This window comes from Microbulbifer maximicatervae (SeqCode) (assembly GCF_056232625.1).
Map to the genome: position 1 here is coordinate 4,811,180 of NZ_CP174324.1, position 24,751 is coordinate 4,835,930.

At 53.0% G+C, this 24,751-nt stretch carries 22 protein-coding genes and 3 tRNA genes; 16 read left to right on the plus strand and 9 right to left on the minus strand.

Annotated elements, in window-relative coordinates; all coding sequences use genetic code 11:
* Positions 1-485: 485 nt before the first annotated feature.
* The gene (locus ACJJI6_RS20915; protein ID WP_445358918.1) at positions 486-1,646 is read left to right on the plus strand and encodes an NnrS family protein; all 1,161 of its coding nucleotides are present in this window, start codon (positions 486-488) and stop codon (positions 1,644-1,646) included.
* An 82-nt stretch (positions 1,647-1,728) separates the two neighbouring features.
* Here ACJJI6_RS20915 and ACJJI6_RS20920 read toward each other — a convergent pair whose 3' ends face one another.
* Both ACJJI6_RS20920 and ACJJI6_RS20925 read right to left on the minus strand, forming a co-directional pair.
* Complete coding sequence (locus ACJJI6_RS20920) at positions 1,729-2,151, minus strand: GFA family protein (protein WP_475711965.1); 423 nt, start codon at positions 2,149-2,151, stop codon at positions 1,729-1,731.
* An 87-nt stretch (positions 2,152-2,238) separates the two neighbouring features.
* Entirely contained in the window at positions 2,239-3,030 is a 792-nt protein-coding gene (locus tag ACJJI6_RS20925) for a PhzF family protein (protein ID WP_444925810.1), read from the minus strand.
* A 194-nt stretch (positions 3,031-3,224) separates the two neighbouring features.
* On the opposite strand from ACJJI6_RS20925, the gene ubiM reads away from it, so the two are divergent.
* The 14 genes from ubiM (at position 3,225) to ACJJI6_RS20995 (ending at position 16,511) form a co-directional block, all read left to right on the plus strand.
* Positions 3,225-4,391: a 5-demethoxyubiquinol-8 5-hydroxylase UbiM gene (gene ubiM, locus ACJJI6_RS20930; RefSeq protein WP_445355753.1), complete on the plus strand. Its 1,167-nt coding sequence runs from the start codon at positions 3,225-3,227 to the stop codon at positions 4,389-4,391.
* A gap of 288 nt (positions 4,392-4,679) precedes the next feature.
* Positions 4,680-4,756, plus strand: a tRNA-Met gene (locus ACJJI6_RS20935).
* Positions 4,757-4,797: 41 nt separating this feature from the next.
* Positions 4,798-4,874: transfer RNA gene (locus tag ACJJI6_RS20940), tRNA-Met, on the plus strand.
* A 37-nt stretch (positions 4,875-4,911) separates the two neighbouring features.
* Positions 4,912-4,988, plus strand: a tRNA-Met gene (locus ACJJI6_RS20945).
* A 136-nt stretch (positions 4,989-5,124) separates the two neighbouring features.
* Positions 5,125-5,589, plus strand: a complete 465-nt coding sequence (gene rimP / locus ACJJI6_RS20950; protein ID WP_108734364.1) for a ribosome maturation factor RimP — start codon at positions 5,125-5,127, stop codon at positions 5,587-5,589.
* A gap of 42 nt (positions 5,590-5,631) precedes the next feature.
* Complete coding sequence (gene nusA / locus ACJJI6_RS20955) at positions 5,632-7,134, plus strand: transcription termination factor NusA (RefSeq protein ID WP_413663186.1); 1,503 nt, start codon at positions 5,632-5,634, stop codon at positions 7,132-7,134.
* 64 nt (positions 7,135-7,198) lie between these two features.
* The gene (gene infB, locus ACJJI6_RS20960) at positions 7,199-10,093 is read left to right on the plus strand and encodes a translation initiation factor IF-2 (protein WP_413663185.1); all 2,895 of its coding nucleotides are present in this window, start codon (positions 7,199-7,201) and stop codon (positions 10,091-10,093) included.
* Between the two features lie 89 nt (positions 10,094-10,182).
* A complete protein-coding gene (gene rbfA, locus ACJJI6_RS20965; RefSeq protein WP_108734361.1) occupies positions 10,183-10,581 on the plus strand; it encodes a 30S ribosome-binding factor RbfA in 399 nt (132 codons plus the stop codon).
* Between the two features lie 3 nt (positions 10,582-10,584).
* A complete protein-coding gene (truB, locus tag ACJJI6_RS20970; protein WP_445358914.1) occupies positions 10,585-11,526 on the plus strand; it encodes a tRNA pseudouridine(55) synthase TruB in 942 nt (313 codons plus the stop codon).
* Between the two features lie 146 nt (positions 11,527-11,672).
* On the plus strand, positions 11,673-11,942 hold the full coding sequence (gene rpsO, locus ACJJI6_RS20975; protein ID WP_252083174.1) for a 30S ribosomal protein S15: 270 nt from the start codon (positions 11,673-11,675) through the stop codon (positions 11,940-11,942).
* Positions 11,943-12,205: 263 nt separating this feature from the next.
* Positions 12,206-14,329, plus strand: coding sequence for a polyribonucleotide nucleotidyltransferase (gene pnp, locus ACJJI6_RS20980; RefSeq protein ID WP_444911446.1), 2,124 nt, complete (start codon positions 12,206-12,208; stop codon positions 14,327-14,329).
* A gap of 114 nt (positions 14,330-14,443) precedes the next feature.
* On the plus strand, positions 14,444-15,094 hold the full coding sequence (locus ACJJI6_RS20985) for a hypothetical protein (protein ID WP_413663183.1): 651 nt from the start codon (positions 14,444-14,446) through the stop codon (positions 15,092-15,094).
* Positions 15,087-15,491, plus strand: coding sequence for a GFA family protein (locus ACJJI6_RS20990; RefSeq protein ID WP_413663182.1), 405 nt, complete (start codon positions 15,087-15,089; stop codon positions 15,489-15,491). The genes ACJJI6_RS20985 and ACJJI6_RS20990 overlap by 8 nt, the downstream gene beginning before the upstream one ends.
* A 51-nt stretch (positions 15,492-15,542) precedes the next feature.
* Positions 15,543-16,511, plus strand: a complete 969-nt coding sequence (locus ACJJI6_RS20995) for a zinc transporter ZntB (protein ID WP_475711966.1) — start codon at positions 15,543-15,545, stop codon at positions 16,509-16,511.
* A 70-nt stretch (positions 16,512-16,581) separates the two neighbouring features.
* Here ACJJI6_RS20995 and ACJJI6_RS21000 read toward each other — a convergent pair whose 3' ends face one another.
* From ACJJI6_RS21000 to pcnB, 7 genes are all read right to left on the minus strand, one after another.
* A complete protein-coding gene (locus ACJJI6_RS21000) occupies positions 16,582-18,141 on the minus strand; it encodes a Rossmann-fold NAD(P)-binding domain-containing protein (protein WP_475711967.1) in 1,560 nt (519 codons plus the stop codon).
* Between the two features lie 164 nt (positions 18,142-18,305).
* Positions 18,306-19,343 (minus strand): endonuclease/exonuclease/phosphatase family protein, encoded by a 1,038-nt coding sequence (locus ACJJI6_RS21005; protein WP_445362411.1) that lies wholly within the window; start codon positions 19,341-19,343, stop codon positions 18,306-18,308.
* Between the two features lie 398 nt (positions 19,344-19,741).
* Positions 19,742-20,533 (minus strand): acyl-CoA thioesterase, encoded by a 792-nt coding sequence (locus ACJJI6_RS21010; RefSeq protein WP_475711968.1) that lies wholly within the window; start codon positions 20,531-20,533, stop codon positions 19,742-19,744.
* A 78-nt stretch (positions 20,534-20,611) separates the two neighbouring features.
* The gene (panB, locus tag ACJJI6_RS21015) at positions 20,612-21,424 is read right to left on the minus strand and encodes a 3-methyl-2-oxobutanoate hydroxymethyltransferase (protein ID WP_413663177.1); all 813 of its coding nucleotides are present in this window, start codon (positions 21,422-21,424) and stop codon (positions 20,612-20,614) included.
* Between the two features lie 5 nt (positions 21,425-21,429).
* Positions 21,430-22,116: a deoxynucleoside kinase gene (locus tag ACJJI6_RS21020; protein ID WP_413663176.1), complete on the minus strand. Its 687-nt coding sequence runs from the start codon at positions 22,114-22,116 to the stop codon at positions 21,430-21,432.
* Positions 22,117-22,217: 101 nt separating this feature from the next.
* The gene (folK, locus tag ACJJI6_RS21025) at positions 22,218-22,694 is read right to left on the minus strand and encodes a 2-amino-4-hydroxy-6-hydroxymethyldihydropteridine diphosphokinase (protein ID WP_282931421.1); all 477 of its coding nucleotides are present in this window, start codon (positions 22,692-22,694) and stop codon (positions 22,218-22,220) included.
* Positions 22,694-24,070 carry a polynucleotide adenylyltransferase PcnB gene (pcnB, locus tag ACJJI6_RS21030; protein WP_413663175.1) on the minus strand — a complete coding sequence of 459 codons (1,377 nt, stop codon included), beginning with the start codon at positions 24,068-24,070 and terminating at the stop codon, positions 22,694-22,696. Before pcnB ends, folK begins: the two co-directional genes overlap by 1 nt.
* Before the next feature lie 6 nt (positions 24,071-24,076).
* Here pcnB and ACJJI6_RS21035 point away from each other — a divergent pair, with 6 nt between their 5' ends.
* Positions 24,077-24,700 (plus strand): hypothetical protein, encoded by a 624-nt coding sequence (locus ACJJI6_RS21035; protein ID WP_475711969.1) that lies wholly within the window; start codon positions 24,077-24,079, stop codon positions 24,698-24,700.
* Positions 24,701-24,751: the final 51 nt, after the last annotated feature.

Below are 24,751 nucleotides of genomic sequence, written 5' to 3' on the forward strand. Positions count from 1 at the left end.
TTGTTTATTGGTGGCTCCGTGTATGTTTCTGTAAATGGAAGTGCTTCCCAATTTGAGTAAACTTGTGAGATACTTCAAGTCCACTTCACCTTTGCCCAGTTTTTCCTGAAAATAGAAATAACCCTATAAAACGTGTGGTTTTTTTTCAGGTTATCTACACAGAAAAAGATTCTTCACCCTAGTTAGAATAATTCACAGACTACTCATTTTTTTGTTAACTATTTTTGTTAATTGAGTGAGAATAGGGCTCTTTCCCAATCCCTGGAAATGGAATCTCGGGCGATATCCCGCACTGATGCGGATGACTGAAAAGTCGGCGCTTTTGCCTAGGTTGCGGCGCCGCCGGACAGATAAACCCCTGTGTCCTGCTTTTTTTAGGACGCCTTTGATTCTCCAAGCAAAGCAGGCCTGTCGGGGTGGTCTTGTACTGCGAATTATTTGTGTAGGGAGCCTGGTGTTCCCGTAGTTGGTAAGGAGAATGGATTTTGATACCTATCGTTGACCGCGCGCGCGCGGAGTCTATTGCACCTATTTGGCGTATGCCGTTTCGCCCTTTTTTCTGGGGAGCTGCTCTGTGGAGTATGGTTGCCCTGGTTATCTGGCAGGGGCAGTTATTCGGTTGGCAGATGCCGGCTTTTCGAATGGGGGTAGTCTGGCACTCCCATGAGATGCTGTTTGGGTTCGCGGCTACCGTTGTTGTGGGTTTTCTCGGCACGGCCATGCAAACCTGGACTGGTATCCCCTCGCCAAAGGGAACCCAACTTATTGCTTTGGTCGGCCTGTGGCTCTTGGCCCGTTTGGGTTACCTGTTGGCGGCGGTCCCTATTTGGATGCCGGTGATTGCTGAAGTCTCCTTTTTCCTGTTCTCAGCGTTTTTGCTCGGAGCCAGGGTGTTGCGAACCAAGCAGTGGCGAAATATGTTTGTATTGCCTGCGATGCTGATGTTTGCTGCATTGTCCGCTAGCCACTGGTTGCTGCCAGGGGCACAGAGCCGAATCGCCTTGCTGGCTTTGCTGTTGGTGACGGCGATTATTCTGATAATCGGCGGGCGGGTTATACCCTTCTTTACGGCGCGCCGCTTTCACTTGAGCCCAAGAGATAAGATACCGGCTGTAGAGTGGGGTACCCATATTGCTGCGGTGGGCTTGTTGCTATCGGTGGCTGTTGGTTTGCCGCAAATGGTTTGGGCCTTTTTTGCGGTCTCTCTGGGTATTTTCCAGGTGATCCGGGTAGTTCGCTGGCACCCGACAAAAATATGGGCAGAACCGATGGTTTGGTCTCTGCATGTGAGCTACTGGTTAGTTATTTTGGGGTGTTTTCTCGCGGCTCTGGCCTGGAGCCAAATTGCCCCTTCCTGGCAGAGTCCCGCTTTACACGCATTTGCCGTTGGCGGTATTGGCGGATTGATCTTGTCTATGACCAGCCGCGTCAGTCTCGGCCACACAGGTCGGATATTGAAGGCGCCGCGCTTGATGCCCCTGGCTTTTATGGCTCTAGCGTTGTCTGCTCTCGCACGTGTTTTTTGGGCACCCGCCCCGAGTGGTTTGCTCGCAGCAATTATTGCCTGGGTAGTCGGTTACACGCTTTTCCTGCTGTATTACACCCCGGTGCTTTTCCAGCCGCGCGTTGACGGTCATCCCGGCTAATGCTCTCTATGTGATCTTCAGTTGCTGCGAGAAACCTTATCATCGCAGCAACTGTGGTCTAGTAAAGCGATCATTAACAGGTCTATTCAGAGTCCGCACTAGCTACCTTGGGTAGTTTGTCTACTTTAGGTACTGTTTCCAGTTCCCGGTCCCACTCGGCTTTACTGGCCATAAAGATATGGGCATTAGGCCTTACATCTATTGGGCGATCCAGGCTGCCAGCGGGAACCGCTAAGAGGCCAATTTCAGGATCTTCTCGTGGCACTGCGGAACCGCATTGATTGCAAAAGCTTTTGCTGTGCCTCGTCCCTGCTAACTTAAAGGTTTTGACCTGTTCTGCACCGGATAGCCATTCAAGTTTCGCTGATGCGAAGAATAGGTTTGCTGCATGAGCTGAACCGGTATCTTTGCGGCAGTAACTACAGTGGCAGAGAAAGAAGCCCCCAAAGTCACCTTCAATTTCGAAGTTAATAGTGCCGCATAGGCACGATCCTTTTTGTTCCATTGCTCAGTGCTCCTCTATTTAGTTGTACTTATCGTAATTGGGGGAAATTGTGATTTATTTTGGATGTCTCGGTGGGTTTTTGGGGTATCAAACCCGTATGGTCCCGCTCAAATAGGGTACTGCTTTGCCTGAGATAATGACCCTGTCCCCGGCGATGGTGCAATTCAGCAGGCCGCCGCGCTTGGAGGCTTGATAGGCGATCAGCTCTTTCTTATCCAGAATTTGTGACCAGTAAGGGGCGAGCCCTGTGTGAATAGAACCGGTCACCGGATCTTCGGCACCACCATTGGATGGCCAGAAGTATCGGGAGATAAAATCGTACCTATCGGATTTTGCCGTAACGACCACATCGTAGGGGGCGAGCTTTCGCAGGCTGCTCGCATCCTGCTGCACATCCAAAACGTCTCGCTCACTATCGTAGATGGCAAAGTAAGCTTGGTTGTTAAGTAACACCTGGCTTGGTGTTATTGAAAGCCCCTTCAGTAATTCCGGCGGTATGCGATCTATGGGTTGTGGCTCCCTTCGTGGGAAGTCCATGGAAATAATTCCATTTTCCCCTCGGCTTATTGTCATTTTGCCCACAGGGGCAGCATGGAGCTGGAGTTGCTCGCATTGAGGGTCTTGAGAAAAAAGAACATGGGCTGACGCCAGGGTGGCATGACCACAAAAATCAATTTCCGTTAACGGTGAAAACCAGCGAATTCCATAACTGGTATCCGGGCGTTTTACCAGAAACGCGGTTTCGGAAAGATTATTTTCTGCAGCGATGGACTGCATTAAATTTTCATCCAGCCAATCCTCAGTAACAACAACTCCGGCTGAATTTCCGTGAAAGACTTTGTCGGTAAAGGCGTTAATGAAATGAATTTCAAGTTCCATATTTGAACTCCATGGTGCTCCAGTTTTTCAGAAGCGCTGGTGGCGGGCGTGATATTTTATACCCCTAAAGTTCACCAATTTATACCTCTGTAGAGCGGCTTGGGATTGGCTTTAACCTGATCTGGATCAGTTTATCCCGGATGTGAGTCACTAGAGTGACTTGTATTTGTTGCGTGCAAATCAGGGGTGTGAAAATGACGGAGTCCGATGTAGCTATCGTAGGTGCTGGACCGGCGGGACTTTCCTTGGCGGTGATGCTCGCCCGCAAAGGGTGTCAGGTGGCAATTATTGAGCGCCAGGATAAGTCGGCGCTGTCCGCTCCCGTTGACGATGGCCGCGAGATTGCTCTGACACATAAATCCTACAAGCTGCTGCAAGAACTGGGGGCTTGGCAGAGATTATCCCCGGAAGAGATTAGCCCGCTAAATGCTGCCGAAGTAGTCGACGGCAATTCCCCTTCGACACTCCACTTTAGCCCGGGAGAGAGGGGGCCTCTGGGTTTTATTGTCTCCAACTCTGCAATCCGGCGAATCCTATATGAGACAGTTTTGGAGACTGAGAATATAACGCTGCTCGATAACTCGACCGTTACCGGGATGACATTGAGTGGCGCCATGCGTCATCTTGAACTGGCAGAGGGGGAGGGCGTGCGCGCTTCCCTGGTGGTTGCAGCCGACAGCCGTTTTTCTGAAGTGCGACGCATGGCGGGAATTGGCGCCGATATGCGCGACTTTGGCCGAGTGGCGATTGTCGGCCCTGTACGCACCGAATTACCCCACGATGGTATTGCCCGGGAGTGTTTCCGCTACGGCTCGACACTGGCGCTGTTACCTTTGCCCAAGGCAAATATTTCATCGGCCGTGGTTACTGTTCCCGCCAGTCTCTCTGCCCAGATTATGGCGATGGGTAATGAAGAGTTTGCCGGGCACGTATCCCGCGAAAGCGCGTCCCAGCTCGGCGGTGTCGAAGCTTTTGGTGAGCGCCACTGTTATCCATTGGTTGCGGTATACGCACATCACTTTTTCGCTGAGCGCTTTGCCTTGGTGGGAGATGCCGCTGTGGGAATGCATCCAGTGACCGCACATGGATTTAATTTGGGCTTGGCCGGTGCGGATACTTTGGCCCGTCAACTGGATAGTGTTAGCCGTCTATATAACCCGGCCAAGCTGACTCGGGCCCTGGCCCGTTACCAGATGCTGCACCGGGTTGAATCCAAGCCGATTTACTCTGGAACTAATAGGGTGGTGGATTTGTTTACCGACGATCGCCTGCCGGCCAAGTTGCTGCGCAAAATGGTGTTGCGGGTCAGTGATCGCTTTCCCCCAATTCGAAAAGCAATAGTGCACCAGTTAACTCGCTAGCTTATTCAGAGGCTTGTTAAGAGAGTTTTACTCTTCGTTCTTTTTATAAAAAGTACATGTGCAAGAAAGAAGACGGTATATGGAAGTGGCCTGCTTGCGGGATTTTCTTCCTTTTCTATACTGATTTGCGAGATGGTAGAGACGGCTTTAACCCCCCGGTGAAAACAAATGCCAATTACGGCTTGACTCACCGGGTCAGCACCAATAGAATGCGCAGCCTCTTGAGTGGTTGGGCTGGTCCCGCCGCAGGGAAACAAAGATCAACCAGGCTTTGTTTCTTGGAGTTGTTGCGGGGTGGAGCAGCCTGGTAGCTCGTCGGGCTCATAACCCGAAGGTCGTAGGTTCAAATCCTGCCCCCGCTACCAATTTTACCTTCGGGTAAAATATTTGATTGCGCATTTGTTGTTGCGGGGTGGAGCAGCCTGGTAGCTCGTCGGGCTCATAACCCGAAGGTCGTAGGTTCAAATCCTGCCCCCGCTACCAACTTCCCTTAGGGGAACTTTGATTGCGCTTTCGTTGTTGCGGGGTGGAGCAGCCTGGTAGCTCGTCGGGCTCATAACCCGAAGGTCGTAGGTTCAAATCCTGCCCCCGCTACCAAATTTTGCATTCGTGCACACTGACTGCACGAATGTGCGGTCAAAGCCCCGTCAGGGGCTTTTTCGTATCTGCAAGAAAAGTTGCAGATATTTTTCGAAGTGGGCCGTAGGCCCATTTTTTGTATGTGGTGACGAGAATGGCGAGCAAACGCGAATTGCTGGAAGAGCTTCTGGCGCCGGTGGTGGCATCGCTGGGGTGTGAGTTGTGGGGTATTGAGTACCAAACCCACGGTCGCAACGCGCTGCTGCGCATTTATATCGACTCCGAAAACGGTATTTCCGTTGAGGATTGCGAGAAAGTGAGCCGCCAATCCAGTGCTGTACTGGATGTGGAAGATCCCATCAGTAGTAAGTACACACTTGAAGTCTCTTCCCCAGGGCTCGACCGCCCTCTTTATAAGCTGGCCCAGTACGAGCGCTTTATCGGCGCCCAGATTGAAGTTCGCCTGCGTATGCCTCTGGATGGGCAGCGTAAGTGGCGCGGACTGCTGGCCGGTGTAGAGGGTGATGAAGTGGTTCTGCGTGTAGATAGTGAAAACGAATACCTTTTGCCGATCGACAGTATCGAAAAAGCAAATATCATTCCCCAATTTACCAAATAACCTGTAGGAGCCTGAGCTCAGGCGATTTTGAGGCACAGTTGCATGAACAAAGAGATCTTGCTGGTAGCCGAGGCGGTATCCAACGAGAAGGGCGTTGACCAGGAGATTATTTTCCAGGCCATCGAAGCGGCATTGGCAACGGCCACGAAGAAGCGCTACGACGAAGATTCAACCATTGAGGTTATCATTGATCGTCGTTCAGGCGATTACGAGACTTTCCGCAGCTGGGAAGTGGTCGGTGATGAAGTCTTGGCTGAGTTGGGTACCCAGTTCACCCTGGAAGAAGCTCACGAAAAAGATGCTGACCTGAAAGCAGGTGATGTTTTCCGCGAGCAGGTGGAAAATGTAGAATTTGGCCGCATCGCTGCACAGACTGCAAAGCAGGTCATCGTACAAAAGGTACGTGAAGCCGAGCGCGCCAAGGTTGTAGACGAGTACCGCGATCGCGTCGGTGAGATGGTTAGCGGCACTGTGAAGAAGGTGACCCGCGACTTTATCGCTGTAGACCTGGGTAATAACGCCGAAGCGCGCCTGCCCCGCGATCAGCTGGTTGGTCGCGAAATTTTCCGACTCGGTGATCGCGTGCGCGCAATCCTGTTGGAAATCCAACCGGAAGCCCGCGGCCCCCAGCTGATGCTGAGCCGCTCCTGCCCGGAAATGATTGTCGAATTGTTCCGCATTGAAGTGCCGGAAATTTCCGAGCAGGTAATCGAAATTAAAGGCGCGGCCCGCGATCCCGGTCTGCGTGCAAAAATCGCTGTAAATACCAACGACGGTCGCATCGACCCGGTGGGTGCTTGTGTGGGCATGCGCGGCGCGCGTGTTCAGGCGGTATCCAACGAGCTGTCTGGCGAGCGCGTAGATATCGTTCTATGGGACGAAAACCCCGCTCAGTTCGTTATCAATGCGATGGCGCCAGCAGAAATTGAATCCATCGTAGTCGACGAAGACACTGGTTCTATGGACGTAGCCGTGGCAGAGGAAAACCTCGCAATGGCTATCGGCCGCAGCGGCCAGAATGTGCGCTTGGCCTCCGAGCTGACCCAGTGGCAGATCAATGTCATGAGCAGTGACGAGTGGCAGAGCAAGCAGGAAGCCGAGTCCAGCTCCATCATGCAGGTGTTTATGGATCGCCTGGATATCGATGAAGACGTTGCTGGTGTACTGGTTGAAGAGGGCTTTGCCTCTCTGGAAGAAGTAGCTTATGTACCCATCGAAGAGATGCTCGCAATTGAGGGCTTCGATGAGGATATCGCTGAGGAGCTGCGCGCCCGCGCCAAGGACACCCTGTTGACCCAAGCGCTGGCATCCGAAGAGAAGCTGGATGCATCTGAGCCCCAGGAAGACCTTTTGAATATGGACGGTATGGAGCGCCAGCTGGCATTCCAGCTGGCCAGCCGTGGTATTTCCACGATGGAAGACCTGGCAGAGCAGGCTGTCGATGACCTGCTGGATATCGAAGGTCTCGACCAGGAGCGCGCTGCAGCGCTGATTATGAAGGCGCGTGAGCCCTGGTTTGCCGATGACAGCGGCGAAGAAGCTTAAGTGCAGCGAAAAATAACTTACGTATAAGTAACCCCCTCCGACCAAGTGACTTTTAGGAGAGAGAATGGCCGAAGTAACAGTTAGTGAACTCGCCAAATCGGTTGGTGCCACCGAAGACCGTCTGCTCAAGCAGATGAAAGAAGCGGGTTTGCCTCACACCTCTGTGGATGCAGTGGTGTCAGACGAGGAAAAGCAGGTCTTGCTCAGTTTCCTGAAAAGCAGTCACGGGGAGCAGGGCGCCGCGCCGCGCAAGATCACCTTGAAGCGCAAAACCACAAGCACGCTGAAGACTGGCTCTGGCACCGGCCGCAAGACTGTGAATGTGGAAGTGCGCAAGAAGCGCACCTATGTGAAGCGCCCTCAAGCTGAGCTTGAAACCGTAGCGGCAGGCGAAGAATCGAGCAGCCCCGAGCAGGAAGCGGCAGTCGATGCCCTGCAAAATGAGCAGGAAAGACTGGAGGCCGAAGCCGAACGCGCTCGCGTAGAAGCCGAGGCAGAAGCTGCACGCCTAGCGGCGGAAGAAGAGGCGCTAGCCAAAGCCGAAGCCGAGGCGAAAGCCAAGGCTGAAGCCGAAGCGAAAGCCAAGGCCGAAGCAGAAGCAAAAGCCAAGGCTGAAGCCGAAGCGAAAGCAAGCAATGAAGTAAAAGCCGATCAAGATGCGGCTAAATCAGAGGATAAGACCGCGGAAAACGTAGTGAAAAAGGCAGAGCCCGCCGCACCAATCCGCTCAAGCTACTCAGACGATATCGAGGCAATGCGAATTGCCGCGATGGAGCGTCGCAAGCAGCAGGCTGAGCAGGAAAAGCGTGAACTTGAAGAGAAGAAAGCTAAAGTAGAAGCTGACCGACGCGCAGCCCAGGAAAAGAAAGAGAAAGCTGCACAAGCTGCACAGACAGCCAAGGCTAAGCCAGCACCGGCAAAAAGTGCTGAGAAGACCTCTGAGGTCAAGCCAGCTCTGCGTCGCAAGCTGGAGGCAGCATCCACTGCTCCCGCTGAAGCTGATCGCTCTGAGGACGAGCCGCGTAAGCGTCGCGGTCGCCGCTCCAAGTCCGGCCCGAAAAAATCCAGCAAAACCGCTCTGTACGAACAGGCGCTGGAAGTATTTGAGGAAGACGAAGCATCCAAGCGCAGCACGCGCTCCCTGTCTCGTCCGACCTTGAAGGTTAAACCTACGCACGGCTTTAAAAGGCCCACGGAGAAACAGGTGTACGAAGTACAGTTGGGCGAAACCATCACTGTTGGCGAGCTGGCCAAACAGATGAATGTGAAAGCCGGTGACCTGATCAAGCGCCTGATGAAAATGGGCGAGATGGTTACTATCAACCAGAGCCTGGACCGTGAAACTGCACAGCTGATCATCGAAGAGATGGGCCACAAGGTGGTATTCCGCTCTGAGAGCGAGCTGGAGGAAGCGCTGGTTGCCGAGACCCAGGCCAGTGAAGGCACTGAGGTGTCCCGCGCACCAGTAGTTACCGTTATGGGTCACGTTGACCACGGTAAAACCTCCCTGCTGGACTACATCCGTAAGACCAAGGTGGCTTCCGGTGAGGCCGGTGGTATTACCCAGCACATCGGTGCTTACCGTGTGAAAACCAGCCAGGGCGAGATCGCTTTCCTGGATACCCCCGGACACGCCGCCTTTACTGCGATGCGCGCCCGTGGCGCCCAGGCGACTGACGTGGTTATCCTGGTGGTGGCTGCTGACGACGGTGTGATGCCGCAGACTGAAGAAGCTGTGAACCACGCCCGCGCTGCCGGTGTACCGCTGGTTGTTGCAATCAACAAGTGCGACAAAGAAGCTGCCGATCCCGATCGTGTTAAAAACGAGCTGGCTGCGAAAGATGTAATTCCTGAAGACTGGGGCGGTGATACCCAGTTTATCAATGTGTCTGCACACACTGGTGAAGGCATCGACGACCTGCTGGAAGCGATTTCCCTGCAAGCAGAGATGCTGGAGCTGAAGGCCAAGGTCAAGGTACCGGCAACAGGTGTTGTGATCGAATCCCGCCTGGAAAAAGGTCGCGGTGTTGTGGCCACCCTGCTGGTACAGAACGGCGAGCTGAAGCGCGGCGATATCGTACTGGCAGGCCAGAGCTACGGCCGTGTTCGCGCCATGACCAACGAGCTGGGCAAGCAGGTTAAAGAAGCTGGCCCTTCAACTCCGGTTGAGCTGCTGGGTCTGGACACCACACCCAACGCCGGTGACGAGTTCATGGTGGTTGCGGATGAGCGCAGAGCTCGTGAAGTAGCTGAACAGCGCGGTGATAAAGAGCGTCGTGAGCGCATGCAGCGCCAGCAGGCGGCCAAGCTGGAAAACATGTTTGCGAACATGGAAGCCGGCGAGCGCAAAGTACTGCCGGTTGTTATCAAAGCGGACGTTCGCGGCTCCCTGGAAGCTATCCTGGGCGCACTGGCGGATATCGGCAACGAAGAAGTTTCTGTCAACGTCGTGTCCAGCGGTGTAGGTGGTATCGCCGAGAACGATATCAACCTGGCCCTGACCTCCGGCGCTATCGTACTGGGCTTCAACACCCGTGCTGATGTGGCTGCCCGAAAGGTTGCTGAGACAGAAGGCGTAGAGATTCGTTACTACAGCGTGATCTACAACCTGCTCGACGAAGTGAAGCAGGCGCTGTCCGGTATGCTTGATCCGGAAATACGCGAAGAGATCGTGGGTATTGCCCAGGTTCGCGATGTGTTCCGCTCACCGAAGTTTGGCGCCATTGCCGGTTGTATGGTTACTGAAGGTACCGTCTACCGCAACAAGCCGATCCGCGTACTGCGCGACAACGTTGTGATCTACCAGGGCGAACTGGAATCCCTGCGTCGCTTCAAAGACGATGTGCAAGATGTGCGCAACGGCATGGAGTGTGGTATCGGGGTTAAGGACTACAACGACGTTAAGTCCGGTGACCAGATCGAAGTTTACGATATCGTTAAGGTTGCTCGCGAACTCTAAGGAGTTCCGCAGCGGATCGAGGATAAACCCGCGCGGCTTAGCCGTGCGGGTTTTCCTGTCTTTAAACCGCCATTCTCAATAGGTAAACAATGGCAAGAGAATTTCATCGCGCAGACCGCGTCGCCGACGCCATGCGCCGCGAGCTGGCCCAGCTGATCCAACACGAGATTCGCGATCCTCGCCTGGGTATGATCAACGTCAATGATGTTGAAGTCAGCCGCGACTTAACCGTTGCTAAAGTTTTTGTCACCCTGGTGGGTGAGGATGATCGCAGCAAAATTAATACCTCTATCGAAGTGCTGAACAAAGCCGCCGGCTTTTTGCGCACGCAGCTCGCGCGTGCAATCCAGATTCGCACTATTCCCCGTTTGCACTTCCGCTACGACGAGACCTCGGTGCGCGGCCAGGCGCTGTCTGCCCTGATCGACAAGGCGGTTAAAGAAGATCGCAAACACCAAGATGACGATAGCGACTCCAACGAAGATTAATCCATGGGCCGCAGACCAAAATGGGGCCGGCCGGTTCACGGCGTGCTGTTATTGAACAAGCCCGCCGGAATTACCGCCAACGACGCCCTGCAAAAAGCCAAACGACTCTTTTTCGCCAATCGCGCCGGTCACACCGGAGCGCTGGACCCCCTGGCAACCGGCGTGTTGCCGATCTGTTTCGGCGAAGCAACCAAGTTTTCCCAGTACCTGCTCGATGCGGACAAGCGCTATCGCAGTACTTTTGTTTTCGGCATGACTACAGCCAGTGGCGATGCCGATGGCGATGTACTGGAAGCCAAAGATGCTTCCGGTTTGACCGAAGAAGCCGTGCTGAAAGCGATGGAAGCCTTTCGCGGTCCTATCAAACAAGTGCCGTCCATGTACTCGGCCCTCAAGCATAAGGGGCAGCCGCTGTATAAGTTGGCGCGCCAGGGCTTGGAAGTTGAACGCGAGGCGCGGCAAGTAGAGGTTTTTGAATTTGAGCTGCTGAGCTTTACACCGGGCGCCCAGCCCCGTGCGGAAGTTGAGGTTCACTGCTCCAAGGGCACTTATATTCGCAGTATTGCCGAAGACCTGGGCCAGGCCCTGGGTGTCGGTGCCTATGTGGAAGAGTTACACCGCAGCGCAGCCGGTCCCTACGTCGAGGCCGATTCAGTGACCCTGGATGAACTCACCGCAGAGCGCGGTGAGGGAATGGCGGAGGAGTTGGATCACCACCTGTTATCGGTGGATTCTCCCGCCTCTTCGCTGCCCAAACTCACCCTTCCGGACGAGTCTGGTTACTATGTGCGTCAGGGGCAGCCGGTAATGGATTTGCAGGTCTACCGTATCGGTGAAGAAGGTGATATGGTGCGCCTCTTCCTGGAAAATGGCGATTTTCTGGGCGTAGGAGAAATTACTGACGACGGGTGCGTAGCGCCTCGGCGTCTGGTAAGCAGTACTTAAGCAGAAAACGCTATATTGGTGAGAGCCGATAGCGGTTGATGTGAGAGTACTGCAGTGGACTAAGTCCACAACAGTGAGTAGCTGGTCTGTAAATATGCACGGGCCAGCCGAATCTTTTAAAGCATATTACGACGAGGTTAATCGTTATGGCACTGTCTGCAGTAGAAAAAGCAGCAATCCTGAAAGAGCACGGCCAATCTGAAGGCGACACCGGTTCTCCGGAAGTCCAGGTAGCCCTGCTGACTGCCAACATCAACAAACTGCAGGGTCACTTCTCTGCGCACAAGCAGGATCACCACTCTCGCCGTGGTCTGATCCGCATGGTAAACCAGCGTCGCAAGCTGCTGGACTACCTGAAGCGCAAGGATCTGAACCGTTACGCACAGCTGATCGCTAAGCTCGGCCTGCGTCGCTAAGACCCTGGAATGCCCGCCTCTGGCGGGCTTTCTTCTTTAATGCTTGCTGAAAAGTGGCGCTGTTGTCACTTTTCGGCAGTTTCGCAACACAACCCCAGGGGCAAATATCCCGGCGGATGTGCTGCGTTTGCACCGGCCACCCGGGTCGGTAGCGGTACATCCCCGTATCGCTCTGGATTGAAGGTTTGGAACTTCTATCCAGGCAACCACTGTAGGGGTTACTGGAATGGGCCAGTAACCGTAAGGAAATAGGAAAAAAACTAGTGAATCCAGTAAGCAAAACTTTCCAATACGGACAACACCAAGTCACCATCGAGACCGGCCGTATCGCGCGCCAGGCTACCGGTGCTGCCCTGGTTAGCATGGGAGAGACTGTTGTCCTGTGTACTGTTGTCGGCGCTAAAGAAGCCAAGCCAGATCAGGGCTTCTTCCCGTTGTCCGTGCACTATCAAGAAAAAGCCTACGCGGCTGGCAAAATTCCCGGTGGTTTCTTCAAGCGTGAAGGCCGCCCGTCTGAAAAAGAAACCCTGACTTCCCGTCTTATCGATCGCCCGATCCGCCCGCTGTTCCCGAACGGCTTTATGAACGAAGTTCAGGTGATGTGTACTGTTCTCTCCGCTGAGAAGGACATGGACCCGGATATCGCTGCCATGATCGGCACTTCCGCAGCGCTGTCTGTTTCCGGTATTCCTTTCGCTGGCCCAATCGGTGCTGCACGTGTGGGTTACACCCAGCAAGACGGCTACCTGCTGAACCCGGGCTACGAAGCTCTGAAGACCTCCGAGCTGGACATGGTCGTTGCCGGTACCAAAGACGCCGTACTGATGGTGGAGTCCGAAGCCCAGGAGCTGCCGGAAGACATCATGCTGGGTGCCGTACTCTACGCACACCAGGAAATGCAGGCCATTATCAAGGTTTGTGAAGAGCTGAAAGCGGAAGCGGGCAAGCCCCAGTGGGACTGGCAGGCTCCGGCGGAAAACACCGAGCTGAAAGCTGCCCTGGACGCTCAGTTTGGCGAGAAGGTTGCCGAAGCCTACCGCATCACCAACAAGCAAGAGCGCAGCACCCGCCTGGCGGAACTGCGCAGCGAAGCCGCTGAAGCCCTGGCTACTGAAGAAATTAGCGCTGATCTGGTAAAAAGCTACTTCGGCAAGCTGGAGAAGAAGCTGGTGCGTGGCGCTGTAGTGCGTGGCGAGCCCCGTATCGACGGTCGCGACAGCAAAACTGTACGTTCGATCGCTGTGGAAGTTGGCGCTCTGCCCAAATCCCACGGCTCTGCGCTGTTCACCCGTGGTGAGACCCAGGCTCTGGTAGTGGCTACCCTCGGTTCCACTGGCGATGCACAGATCATCGACGCCCTGGAAGGTGAGCGCAAAGACTACTTTATGCTGCACTACAACTTCCCTCCCTACTCTGTAGGTGAAGCGGGTCGTGTAGGTGCTACCGGTCGTCGCGAAATCGGTCACGGCCGTCTCGCTCGCCGCGGTATCGCTGCAGTTCTGCCGAGCCCGGACAGCTTCCCCTACACCGTGCGTGTAGTTTCCGAGATCACTGAATCCAACGGTTCCAGCTCCATGGCTTCCGTATGTGGTTCCAGCCTGGCGCTGATGGATGCGGGTGTTCCGCTGAAGGCACCGGTAGCCGGTATCGCTATGGGTCTGGTGAAGGAAGAAGAAGGCTACGCGGTTCTGACCGATATCCTCGGTGACGAGGACCACCTCGGCGATATGGACTTCAAAGTAGCGGGTACCGCCTCTGGTGTGACCGCGTTGCAGATGGACATCAAGATCGAAGGTATTACCGAAGAGATCATGGAAACCGCTCTGGAGCAGGCTCTGCACGCGCGTCTGCACATCCTCGCGGAAATGAACAAGGTGATCGACTCTTCCCGTACCACCGTGAATGAGAACGCACCGCGCTACGCGACCCTGAAGATCCATCCGGATAAGATCCGCGACGTGATCGGTAAGGGCGGTGCGACTATCCGCTCCATCACTGAAGAGACCGGCGCCTCCATCGATATCGAAGATGACGGCACTATCAAAGTCTTCGGTGAAGACGGTGAGAGCCTGGAAGCGGCGGTAACCCGCATCGAGGAGATCACTGCGGAAGCTGAGATTGGCGCTATCTACGAAGGTACCGTAGTACGTATCGTAGACTTCGGTGCGTTCGTTAACTTCCTGCCGGGCAAAGACGGTCTGGTGCATATCTCCCAGATCGCTGAAGAGCGCGTAAATGCCGTAACTGATTACCTGAGTGAAGGTGAGAAGATTAAGGTTAAAGTACTCGACGTTGACCAGCGTGGACGTATCAAGCTTTCTATCAAGGAAGCCAAGGCCGACGCAGCTGCCGCTGAAGAAGCCAAGCAAGCTTCCGACGAAGCTTAAGTCTACGGACTGAAAAAACCCGGCTTTTAAGCCGGGTTTTTTTGTATCTGCCGAAGCAGAATTGTCGCTTATTACCGGTTTTCTATTAGAATTCTGGAAAAAAAGGGCAAAACATTGGACAACTTCTGGCTGATCGACATTCTCCTCACCCTCGCCGCACTGCTGATTGCCAATCAGTACTGGCGTCTTACCAATGCTCGCTTCCAATCAGCTGCACTCTTGGTGATGGCGGGTCTTCTATTTATCGCTGTCTCCGCGATTGTCGGTGCCTATCGCTACGGTATTGATCCCGGGGCAACCCAATTACACCGGGCTTTACTGCAACTATCCGGGTTTAGTTCGCTGTTGCTAATTGGAATAGGGTTGGTTTGGGCACGTTTCGAGATAGGTATTGGACAGAGTACCCGGGGACCCGCTTATGTAGTGCTGGTGCTGGTATTGGCCTCGTCTATTGGCGTCTCGGAAAGTGGCAGGTTATCGCCGCAGGAAGTGACAGAGGTATTTTCCGCCCTGGGGCTTTTGTTGTGGTTGTGGGTTGCAATGATGGAATTGATGTCACCGCGACGACTATCGCCACCGGGTCCTTTGTTACTGGGGGCAGGGGCAGTAGTCATTGCAATGGATGGATTGTTTGTGGGTACCGGCGCTCCGCGAGTGCTGGGCTTGGCGCGTACAAACTGGTTCCACCTGCTGCTGGGCCTTTCGCTGTTTTCACTGTTGGCTGCCCGCCCGTTATTTGAAAAGGACAATAATTCAAATGAGTAAAGTTACTACTGAACTTCGCGGAGGTTGCCACTGTGGCGCTATTCGCTATCGGGCGCGGCACGAGCGCGACTCAGAGGAGAAACTGGTAGCCCATGCGTGCAATTGCTCGATGTGTGAGAAAGTGGGTTTTCTGCACGTCATTATTCCCGCTGAAAACTTTAAGCTGGAGTCTGGGGAAAAAGACCTGGATTGTTATACGTTTAATACGGGGGTGGCCAAGCACCTGTTTTGTCGCCATTGCGGCGTTAAGTCTTTTTATGTGCCGCGCTCCAACCCGGATGGCTATAGTCTTAATGCGCGCTGTTTTGATGAGAGACCCGGAGACTTGGAGGTCGAACCTTTCGATGGTCAAAACTGGGAGCAGAACGCCGCAGAGCTGGCCCATCTCAGTAAATAAGTCGCGTAAAGAAAGTGATGCTCCAATCAATATCAGGTGATATGAGAGCCTATGGAAACTGGTCTGGTCTACGCTGTCTTACTCGATCGCAAAGGCTCGGGCCGAGAGCTTTCCTGGGCAGAGGTGAAATCCTGGCAACCTGATCAGGGAATTCTCTGGCTGCATTTTGACTACGACAGCACCAACACCGTCGAGTGGCTGCAACAGGATAGTGGACTCACAGCTACGGCGATAGAGACCCTGTCTGCGAAGACAACGCGCCCCTGTGTAATGACTGTGGATCAGGGGCTGATGTTGGCTATGTACGGCATTGAGCGAAAATCCAAGCCGCGCGCAAAGGATATGATCGCCATTCGCATTTGGGCCGAGGAAAACCGTATTATCAGTACCGGCCGACGGAAGTTGCTGTCAGAGGATGACTTGCTTTCTCGCTTGCGCAGTGGCTTTGGTCCCCGTGGAACTGCGGCTCTTTTGATGTCCCTGGCAGATCTGTTGGTCTTGCGTATGTGTGATCGGGCCGAAGACTTCGAAGAAAAAATCGATGACCTGGAAAACCTGTTATTAGATAAGGGAGGTTCGGAGCTCTCTTCCCTACTGGTTCGGCTACGCAAGAGAACTATCGTATTGCGACGCTACTTATGCCTGCAGCGGGAGGTGCTCGGGCGTTTGCAGCAGGAATCCCTATCCTGGTTTGATGAGCACAGCCACGCCCTCTTGGGAGAGGTAAATGATCGGTTACAGCGCCATGTCGACGATATCGATGCGGTAAGGGAGCGCGCGGCAATCGCTCAGGAGGAATTGTTGAGTCGCACTTCGGATCAGTTGAATAGTCGTATGTATGTACTATCAGTGGTGGCGGCAGTTTTCCTGCCGCTGAGCTTTCTCACTGGATTGTTTGGGATTAATGTCGGCGGTATTCCCTGGGGACAGTCGTCCTTGGGCTTTATTGCTTTTTGCATCTTGCTGGTGGTGGCATTGGCCGGACAAGTCGCTTTATTCTATTGGAAAAAGTGGCTGTAGCGCTCTTTCGCTGTTTTTGAATTCAATAGTCGCTCAGGGATACTTGTAATTTTGGCGATATAGCAGTTAATTACGAAAATTTTATAGATCTTACAATTCGATCTGCATTTGCCATTATTGTATAAGCAATGGTTGAACCTGCAATATTGGGGAAGTTAGCGGAATCCACAATATGGACGTTCTTGAAGTTTGCAGGCCGTCCTAACAGGTCAGAGGAAAAGGTTTCGTGCTCCCCCTTCATTGGGAAGCTTCCACCGCTATGGTAACTTTTCCCCGGAGGAAGTACTTTCAAGTAAAAGGGAGGTACTAACCCCAACTTAATTAAGCTGCGCCTTATCAATGATTGAGTTCTTGCTATAACCCGGCGGGCCCTGGGGTTTTCAATCCCTTTTATTTCTACTGTAGAGCTATCTGGATGTTTATTAGTTAAAGTCAATTCCAGAGTGTCTGAATCTTCTGAAGATAAGAAACCCTGAATGATATATAAACGGTCCAAGGCAAGATCTTTTGAGATAAATGATGGCAATAAAGCCGCAACCTGGTCTTCAATGATTTGACTGCGGCCATATAGTTGAAGGTGAATCTGTTCTGGGCTTATGTTTGCGTTTTCTATTTCCAGGAAAATTTCTGCTAACGTGAACTCAATTTCATAGTGGTGTCTTTTATAGGTTAGAAAAGGAAAAAAGAAATATTGACTGCTTTGAATCTCGATAGGTGTATTTAGCAGGTTAAGGGATCTTGCTACGATAGTGGTTGTGGCGAAGTGCCCCGCAGCCAAGAAGACTTTTTCTGCAAAAAAACTGTATACCTTTCCATCGTTTATACTAACTGCAATAACTTCGACTCCCTCTTTGTTCTCTTTTAGCTCCAATACAACAAATCCCTGGTGTATGGTCAAACCATCCTTTTGCAAATCTTCAAATAATGTTTTGGGGTTGAAGATGGATTGATATGCACAGCCGTAAAGGCAGTGTCCGCAATATCGACATCCACGTTTGCCAGAACTTGCATCCACGGCTAAACGAGCCCGACCAAACTCAATGCCATTGCCCCGGAGGTTGTCTTCGACATTGGTGAGTTTTTGCAATATAAAATCTGTTGCTGGGTTTCTTTTCAGGGTTTCATAATTTTCCGAAAACAGTGGGAATTTTGTCTGGAGGTTGTCTGGCTCCGCACTTATTGGCATAAATCGGAGAACATTTTTATAAGATGGGGCCAGTTCACTTAGGGAGAGTGGCCAGTTTCTTAATTGGCGCTCGCTGTAGGGAAGGATGGCTGCACCCCACACGTTTCCAAGGCCACCAAAGCCATGGGAAAACTCTGTGTTGCAGTTGGTTGTGTTGACTTGAAAATGTTCTGGGGTTCTGTAAGGAAAGTCAGACCCAAAGATATACCTTCTTTCGACGCCGCTGCTGGAGACTTTGGGGGGAGGGAAAATCCGTTTTTTTTCTTCATCTTTCCAGCTGTCCACATGTTTTTGCGATAAGGAGTGAACCTGGTGCTTAATGTGATGTTCAAGATCATATGAGACGTCAATGACTTCGACTTCTTGCCCAATATCTTGCAATGCCTTGACTGTAGCGATACTCGCAGGACCACTCCCGACAACTAGGTTCTTAATCCTGTCCACTGAAAGCCCTTACCGCCAAGCATGCGGTTTGTGCGTGGGTTAAAGTTCTCCTCAATAAGCGAAATTGTAGCTGGATTGTGTTTTCAGTCCGGTGTCGTTCACTTTGTCGGTAAATTGGTTAAGCCCCTACCGATCCCCTGCGGAAGAGGCTGTGTGCCGCTCGTTTAGTGTTTAACCCATGAGAAGTCTACAAATACTGGGTCGTGGTCGCTCAGCCCGGTGTACTCCGCGGAGCCAATGTAGTAATTGGTTACGTCCAGCGTGTAATTGGGGTTGTTATTAATAACGACGACATGATCGGTATCGTCCTGAAGTTCATCAGCACAGGCTTCCAAGCTGGTGTCGCTGCCAGATAGCATATATTGGCAGGCATGCTTGCCGCCGGTTTTGGCAAAAAATGCTTTCCAGGTTTGGTAGTTTGTACCGCGCCAGCCGTCGTCATTTTCATCAAACGCCATATTGAAGTCACCGGCTAATATGACTGTGGCATTACTAGAATGGGCGACGATCATATCGGCAATCTGGTCGAGTTGCTTGGCTTTGGCATTTAGGTCATCGTCTTGGTGTCCTGCATCCATATGGGTGTTGTACACATGGACATGGAAGTTTTTGGTCACTTCAACTTTTGCTACGGTAAAGCCTTTTTCGGTATCACAGTCATTACCTGCGCACTTATCAAAAGTTTCCTCCTCATAAGTGGCGAAGGTGTAGTCGTCGTCATCGCGATTATCTCGGTCAAACGGAAACTTGGAAAAGGTCAGCAGGCCATTGCCAAAGCTGGTACCAGTGCCTTTCCAGTGTTTGGAGCGATAGGGGACTGTATCGTTATCGAGCTTGTCGTCGTCGTCCAGATAATTGGCCTTGGTTTTGCTCCAAGCCTCCTGCATCAACCAGAGGTCTTTGGGGTTATTATCAAAAGTGTTAATAATTTGTTTGAAGTCAGACTTGCTGTTGCCGCCTATACACTCCAAAAATCCATCCATGTTGTAGACGATCATGTCAAAGCTGCCTGAATTGGCATCGGCAAATTCAGTGTCACCGTATTCATAGCCGTCCAGGTCTTTTGAGCCGGTATCGTCGACATCATCAATAAATTCAAACCAGTTACAAGAAGTAATTGCATCCCAAACGTCTTCAAAATCTACTGCTGCGGCGGAATGGCTGAATAGAAGTGTGAGTGAAAAAAGTATTCTTTTTATCATTATTGCTCTCCAACTTTGTTGTTACCGACGGTTTTGTAGTGGGGTCGAAAATTGGGGCGTTTCTCTGGCGGCCCCTTTGTTTTCGATGGAGGGGATGATGGATAGCGTAGATTACAAATTGGAGTAAAGGAGGTTTTTTTTATTTTATTTTTCTGTAAGGGCGGCGCGAATTATTTTTTTCATAAAAAAATAATAAAAATCACCAAAGTTGTATATTTTTATGCAGGTAATAATTGATTCGTTAGGCGGGTTAAGCAGGATCGGGAAGTATTATTTAGAGTGATCTGAAGGCTGCAGAAAAATTACAAAATTCTTTAGGACCGTTTAAATGGTTCCATCCGTGGAGCCAAGGCACTCAATGAGTGGCGGTAAAGGGATAGTTGATCGACGAGTGCTGGTTAACCAAAGATAGTGACCATTTGGCGGGAGAGGGCGGTTAAACGTCCATCGGCATCCCACAAGCGGGCCTGTATTACTGCGTAGCCATCCTCGGCCTGTTCCACTTCGGCCTCGTATTGCCACCAGTCAGAAGCGGTGCGCTCTGGGAGTGGCTCCATAAACTCCACTGTCCATGTTAATGAGCTGGCGGGAGCCGGCTCTTTCATCATCGGGAGTGTCGCCGGTGGCCAGGCATCGATCAGTGCGAGTAAGTGGCTGATACCAGTATGGCTCTCACTGCCATCCTTAAATCGTACCCAGCCACCTAAAACTCTCTCTTTCGCGCCGCTGAAAGGCAGGCCCCCACATGCGATACGGTAATCGAACTTCTGTGTAAATTCCGGCACTACACCTTCAATATAGGGCAGGGGCAGGCATTTATCCGGGGTGGGGTACTCCGGTGCTAAGGGACCTTTGGCGAGAACGGATGACTCCCTGCCGCGACCAAAACTGGCGAGGCCCGCCAGCATAACGGCACCATTCTGATCGAGGTGCCCCTGTACCTGAGTGACAGAGCGGCCTGCGCGAAGGACATCCGCACGGGTGTTAATCTCCCCCGGGGCAACCGGGCCTACGAATGAGGTGGTAAAAGAGCGCAAGCTGCTGTCAGAAGGCAGCTCTGAAGCCATCTGCTCATACAGCATTGCGGCTACAAGGCCGCCAAATGTAGCTCGCCCCTGGGTCCAGCCTTCGGGCACAGAAGTGGCGCCATTGGTCGAGAGCCAATCCTGGATTAGTTGGTCGAAAGTCATAGTGTTACCGCTTGAGAGCGGCAGGTGGGACCTGCCGCAGAAAAATACCGGGTGAGAAGCACCCGGATGAGGGGAGTATTATTTAAATATGTGTTCCTCGCCGGGGAAAACGCCTTGTTTGACGTCCTCGGCGTATTTGCGCAGGGCCCCGGGAATATCCTCGGCCTCTACCAGGAAGTTTTTGGAAAACTTGGGGGGCTGTTGGGTGAGGCCCAGGATGTCATTGATTACCAGTACCTGGGCATCGCAGTCGCGGCCCGCGCCTATGCCGATGGTGGGCATGGATACGGCTTCGGTAATACGCTTTGCCAGGTCGGCGGGAACACATTCCAGCACCAACAGATCAGCTCCGGCTTCGTCGAGTTGCAAGGCGTCTTCGAGAATTTGCTTGGCGTGTTCTTCGTCGCGCCCCTGAACGCGATAGCCTCCCAGTTTGTGTACTGATTGAGGAGTGAGGCCCAGGTGGGCGCAAACGGGAATACCGCGATCAGTAAGGATCTTCACGGTGTCGGCGAGCCAGGCGCCTCCCTCAATCTTCACCATATGTGCACCGGCCTGCATGATCCGGGTTGCATTCTGGAGTGCCTGCTCTGGGGTGGCGTAGGTCATAAACGGCATATCCCCCATAATCAGGGACTTCTTATTGCCGCGCGCGACCGCCTCGACGTGGTAAATCATTTGCTCCATCGTCACTGGCACGGTGCTGTCGTAACCCAGCACGGTCATGCCCAGGGAATCTCCGACGAGCAGTGTCTCAACCCCGGACTTTTGTGCCATCGCAGCCATAGGGGCATCGTAGAGAGCAACGGTAATAAACTTCTCACCATTCGCTTTCATTTTTCGCAGGGTTTGAACGGTTACGAGCTTTTCTAATTCAGAGGGTGCATACATAACGATTAACTTCCTGGGTTGTAATAGTGCCGGCCACTGGTGATCGTGAACAGATATTCGACCAGCTGTTGGTAGTCCTCTGGGCTATCGACAATGTCGATCTCCTCGGTATTGACGATGAGTAGAGGCGCCTCATCGTAAAAATGGAAAAAGCGGGTGTAGGCGTTGTTGAGGGTGGCGAGGTACTCATTGCTTATCGCCTGCTCAGCCGGGATTCCCCGATTGCGGATTCGGGCTTGCAGCACATCGAGGGGGGCTTGCAAATAGATCACCAGGTCCGGCTTGGGTGCTTCCAGGGTGAGATGTTTGTACACCTGTTGGTACAGGTGCAGCTCATCCTTATCCAGGGTGACTTCAGCAAACAGCTGGTCCTTTTCGATCAAAAAGTCCGACACCCGCACCGGCTCAAAGATATCGTCCTGCCGCAGTGCCTGGATTTGCTGTGATCGCTGGAGGAGAAAGTGCAGCTGGGTGGGCAGTGCGGCATTTTGGGGGTCCCGGTAGAAACGCTCCAAAAAGGGGTTCTCCTCGGGTAATTCCAACAGCGTGTCGTAATTGAATGTGGAGGCCAGCTTCTTTGCCAGTGTGGTTTTTCCCACACCAATATTGCCTTCCACCGCGATAAACTTAGGCGGTGTTTTATTAGACCGGTTGAGTTCAGCTGTGCTGGTCTCGGGTTTTTCGATAACCACTTGAGCGACTCCTCTTTGTCTGGGGTCTTCCCTGATGAGTTGCAAACGCAAAAGTACTATTGAGAGGGCCGCCCGTCGAGTAGTTGGGGAGCCTCAGTCGATCAAACCTTTTCCAGGCGGTTTTCCGGGCAGCCCTGTAAGAGTGCTGGCAGGGCTCCCAATCCGGGCAGTTCCATCGCGGGAGCCAGTTCAGAAAGGGGTAGCAGTACGAAGTTGCGCTCGGCCATGCGCGGGTGTGGGACCTGTAGGCGGGGCTCATCGATTTGAGATTCCCCAAACAGCAGGATATCCAGGTCCAGGGTGCGGGCGCCCCAGCGGATGGAGCGCTCGCGCCCGTGGGACAGCTCGATAGATTGGAGCTGGTCCAGTAGTGCTAGCGGGGACAGTGCTGTTTTCAATGCTGCGACGGCATTGATGTAATCGGGTTGATCGCCGGGGCCGACTGGGGCGCTTCGGTAAAAGCTCGAACACCCCAATAATTCTGTACTGGGGATTCGTTCCATGGCCGATAGGGCGCTGCGCAGTTGTTTGCCGGGCTCTGCCAGGTTACTGCCCAGGCCGATGTATACCGTTTCCATTACTGTTCTGCTCTCGGCTTGCGACGGCGGCCGCGAGAGTTACGGTTGCGGCGCCCACCGCTGCCTGTGCGCTGTAGCTTGCGCACCATTTGCTGGCGCTGCTCATCGTCGGCCTGTTGGAAGTCGGTCCACCATTTGCCCAGGCCCGCTTCAATCTCGCCACTTTCTTCCCGCAGCAACAGGAAGTCGTAGGCGGCGCGGAAACGGGGGTGCTCCTGTAAGCGCTGGGCCCGGCTGCCACCGCGCTGGGGCAGGCGCTGTTGCAGGTCCCAGATTTCCCGCATGGGGATTGAGAAGCGCTTGGGAATAGCGGTGTGGGCCAGCTGTGAACTGGTAACTTTTTGTGCCGCTTGGGCCAGCGCTGGCGCTGGTGGGGTGCCCTTGGCAATCAGCTTTTGTTGCTCGGTGCTCACCGCAGGCCAGAGTAGGGCGGCGTAGAGGAACGCTGGGGTAACACGCATATCGGCGCGGATACGTTGGTCCGTGTTCCGCAGGGCTTGTTGGGATAGTTTCAGGGCCGCGTTGTTGGCCTCAATTTGTGCGGCGTTATCCGGGAACAGGTGTTGCCAGAGCTGGTACTGGCGCAGCAGCTCAAAGGTGCGCTCTCCGTGGCCACTCATCAGCAGCTTGAGAATCTCATCGAACAGACGAGCCGGGGCAATATTGCGTAACAGTGGCGCCAGCTCGTGCAGGGGAGCTTCCGTCGTGCCTTCAATAGTGAAATCCAACTTGGCGGCGAAGCGCACTGCGCGCAGCATGCGCACCGGGTCTTCCTTGTAGCGGACCTCTGGGGAGCCGATCATTCGAATCAGGCGCTTTTCAATATCCTCGACACCGCCGGTGTAGTCGTGGATTTCAAACCCTTTGGTGGTGTAGTAGAGCGCGTTGACTGTGAAATCTCGACGCATGGCATCACTTTCCAGGTCGCCATAGACATTGTCACGCAGCAGCATACCGTGTTCGGACTGCTTGGCCTCGTGGGTCTCGCCATCGCTGTGGTGACCGCGGAAGGTGGTCACTTCGATAACTTCACGGCCTATACGGGCGTGCAGGATGCGAAAGCGGCGACCGACAATGCGGGCTCCGCGAAAAAGCACCTTGGCCTGCTCTGGAGTGGCGTCGGTGGCCACATCGAAATCCTTGGGGTGACCGCCGAGCATCAGGTCGCGTACACCTCCACCTACGATATACGCCTGGTATCCGGCATCCTGAAGGCGCTTCATAACTGTTAAGGCCGCGCGGCTGATTTCTCGGCGCGAGATGCTGTGGTCGTTGCGGGCGATAACCCTGGGGCCTTTACTGGCCGGCTTGCGCCAGCGTTTGATACTACTAATCAGGTTGTTGAGCATACGGCTGTCTATGTTGACTGCTGCCATTTAGGGATGGCCGGGAAAGCCCCGCTGTGCTTGGCCACGCATTGGTTGGCGGCCTGTATAAGTGGTGGTCCCTCTGGGGAGATTCACGATGGCACTGCTGGAGCCTCTATACCTGGGCTACCCCAGGAGCGAGTCCGGAAAGGAGCCTCAGTGGCTGTTTATCCTCAGAGATCGGGACTCGCGGGCGCGATTCTAACACACGCAAAGGAATGCGCCCGCAATATGCGGGTGCCTGTAAGTTCGGGGGAAAAGAAATATGGGAATTATTATTACCAGTATGAAGGCAGCGGCTTCCTTGCGCTCTCAATTTGCTTTCAAGCAAACACCCTCTCCCAGGTACAGTTCAGTCAGTTTGCAACGCGCTTGTTGTTATTCTTATTCTTCTTGAGTTTTATTGTTATTGTTTATTGTTGTTCTTGCGGTTTTGGCCACTCATTGCTTTTATTGTCGGCCGCCCCATTATTTTTATTATGTTTCGCCCCACTTATTGTTAGTTGTTATAGGGCTTTTAACAGTCATTTATTTTTATTGTTGGCTGTTTTCAATTTTTGTACTAAGAGTAAAGCACTTAGTATGCCAACTTTTAAAAATCCTTATAAATCAATAAGTTACGATCTTTACGAAATTTGACGGAACTTTTCTGAGAGCCATTGCGTTACGGAAGGTGCGAGAGTTGTTACT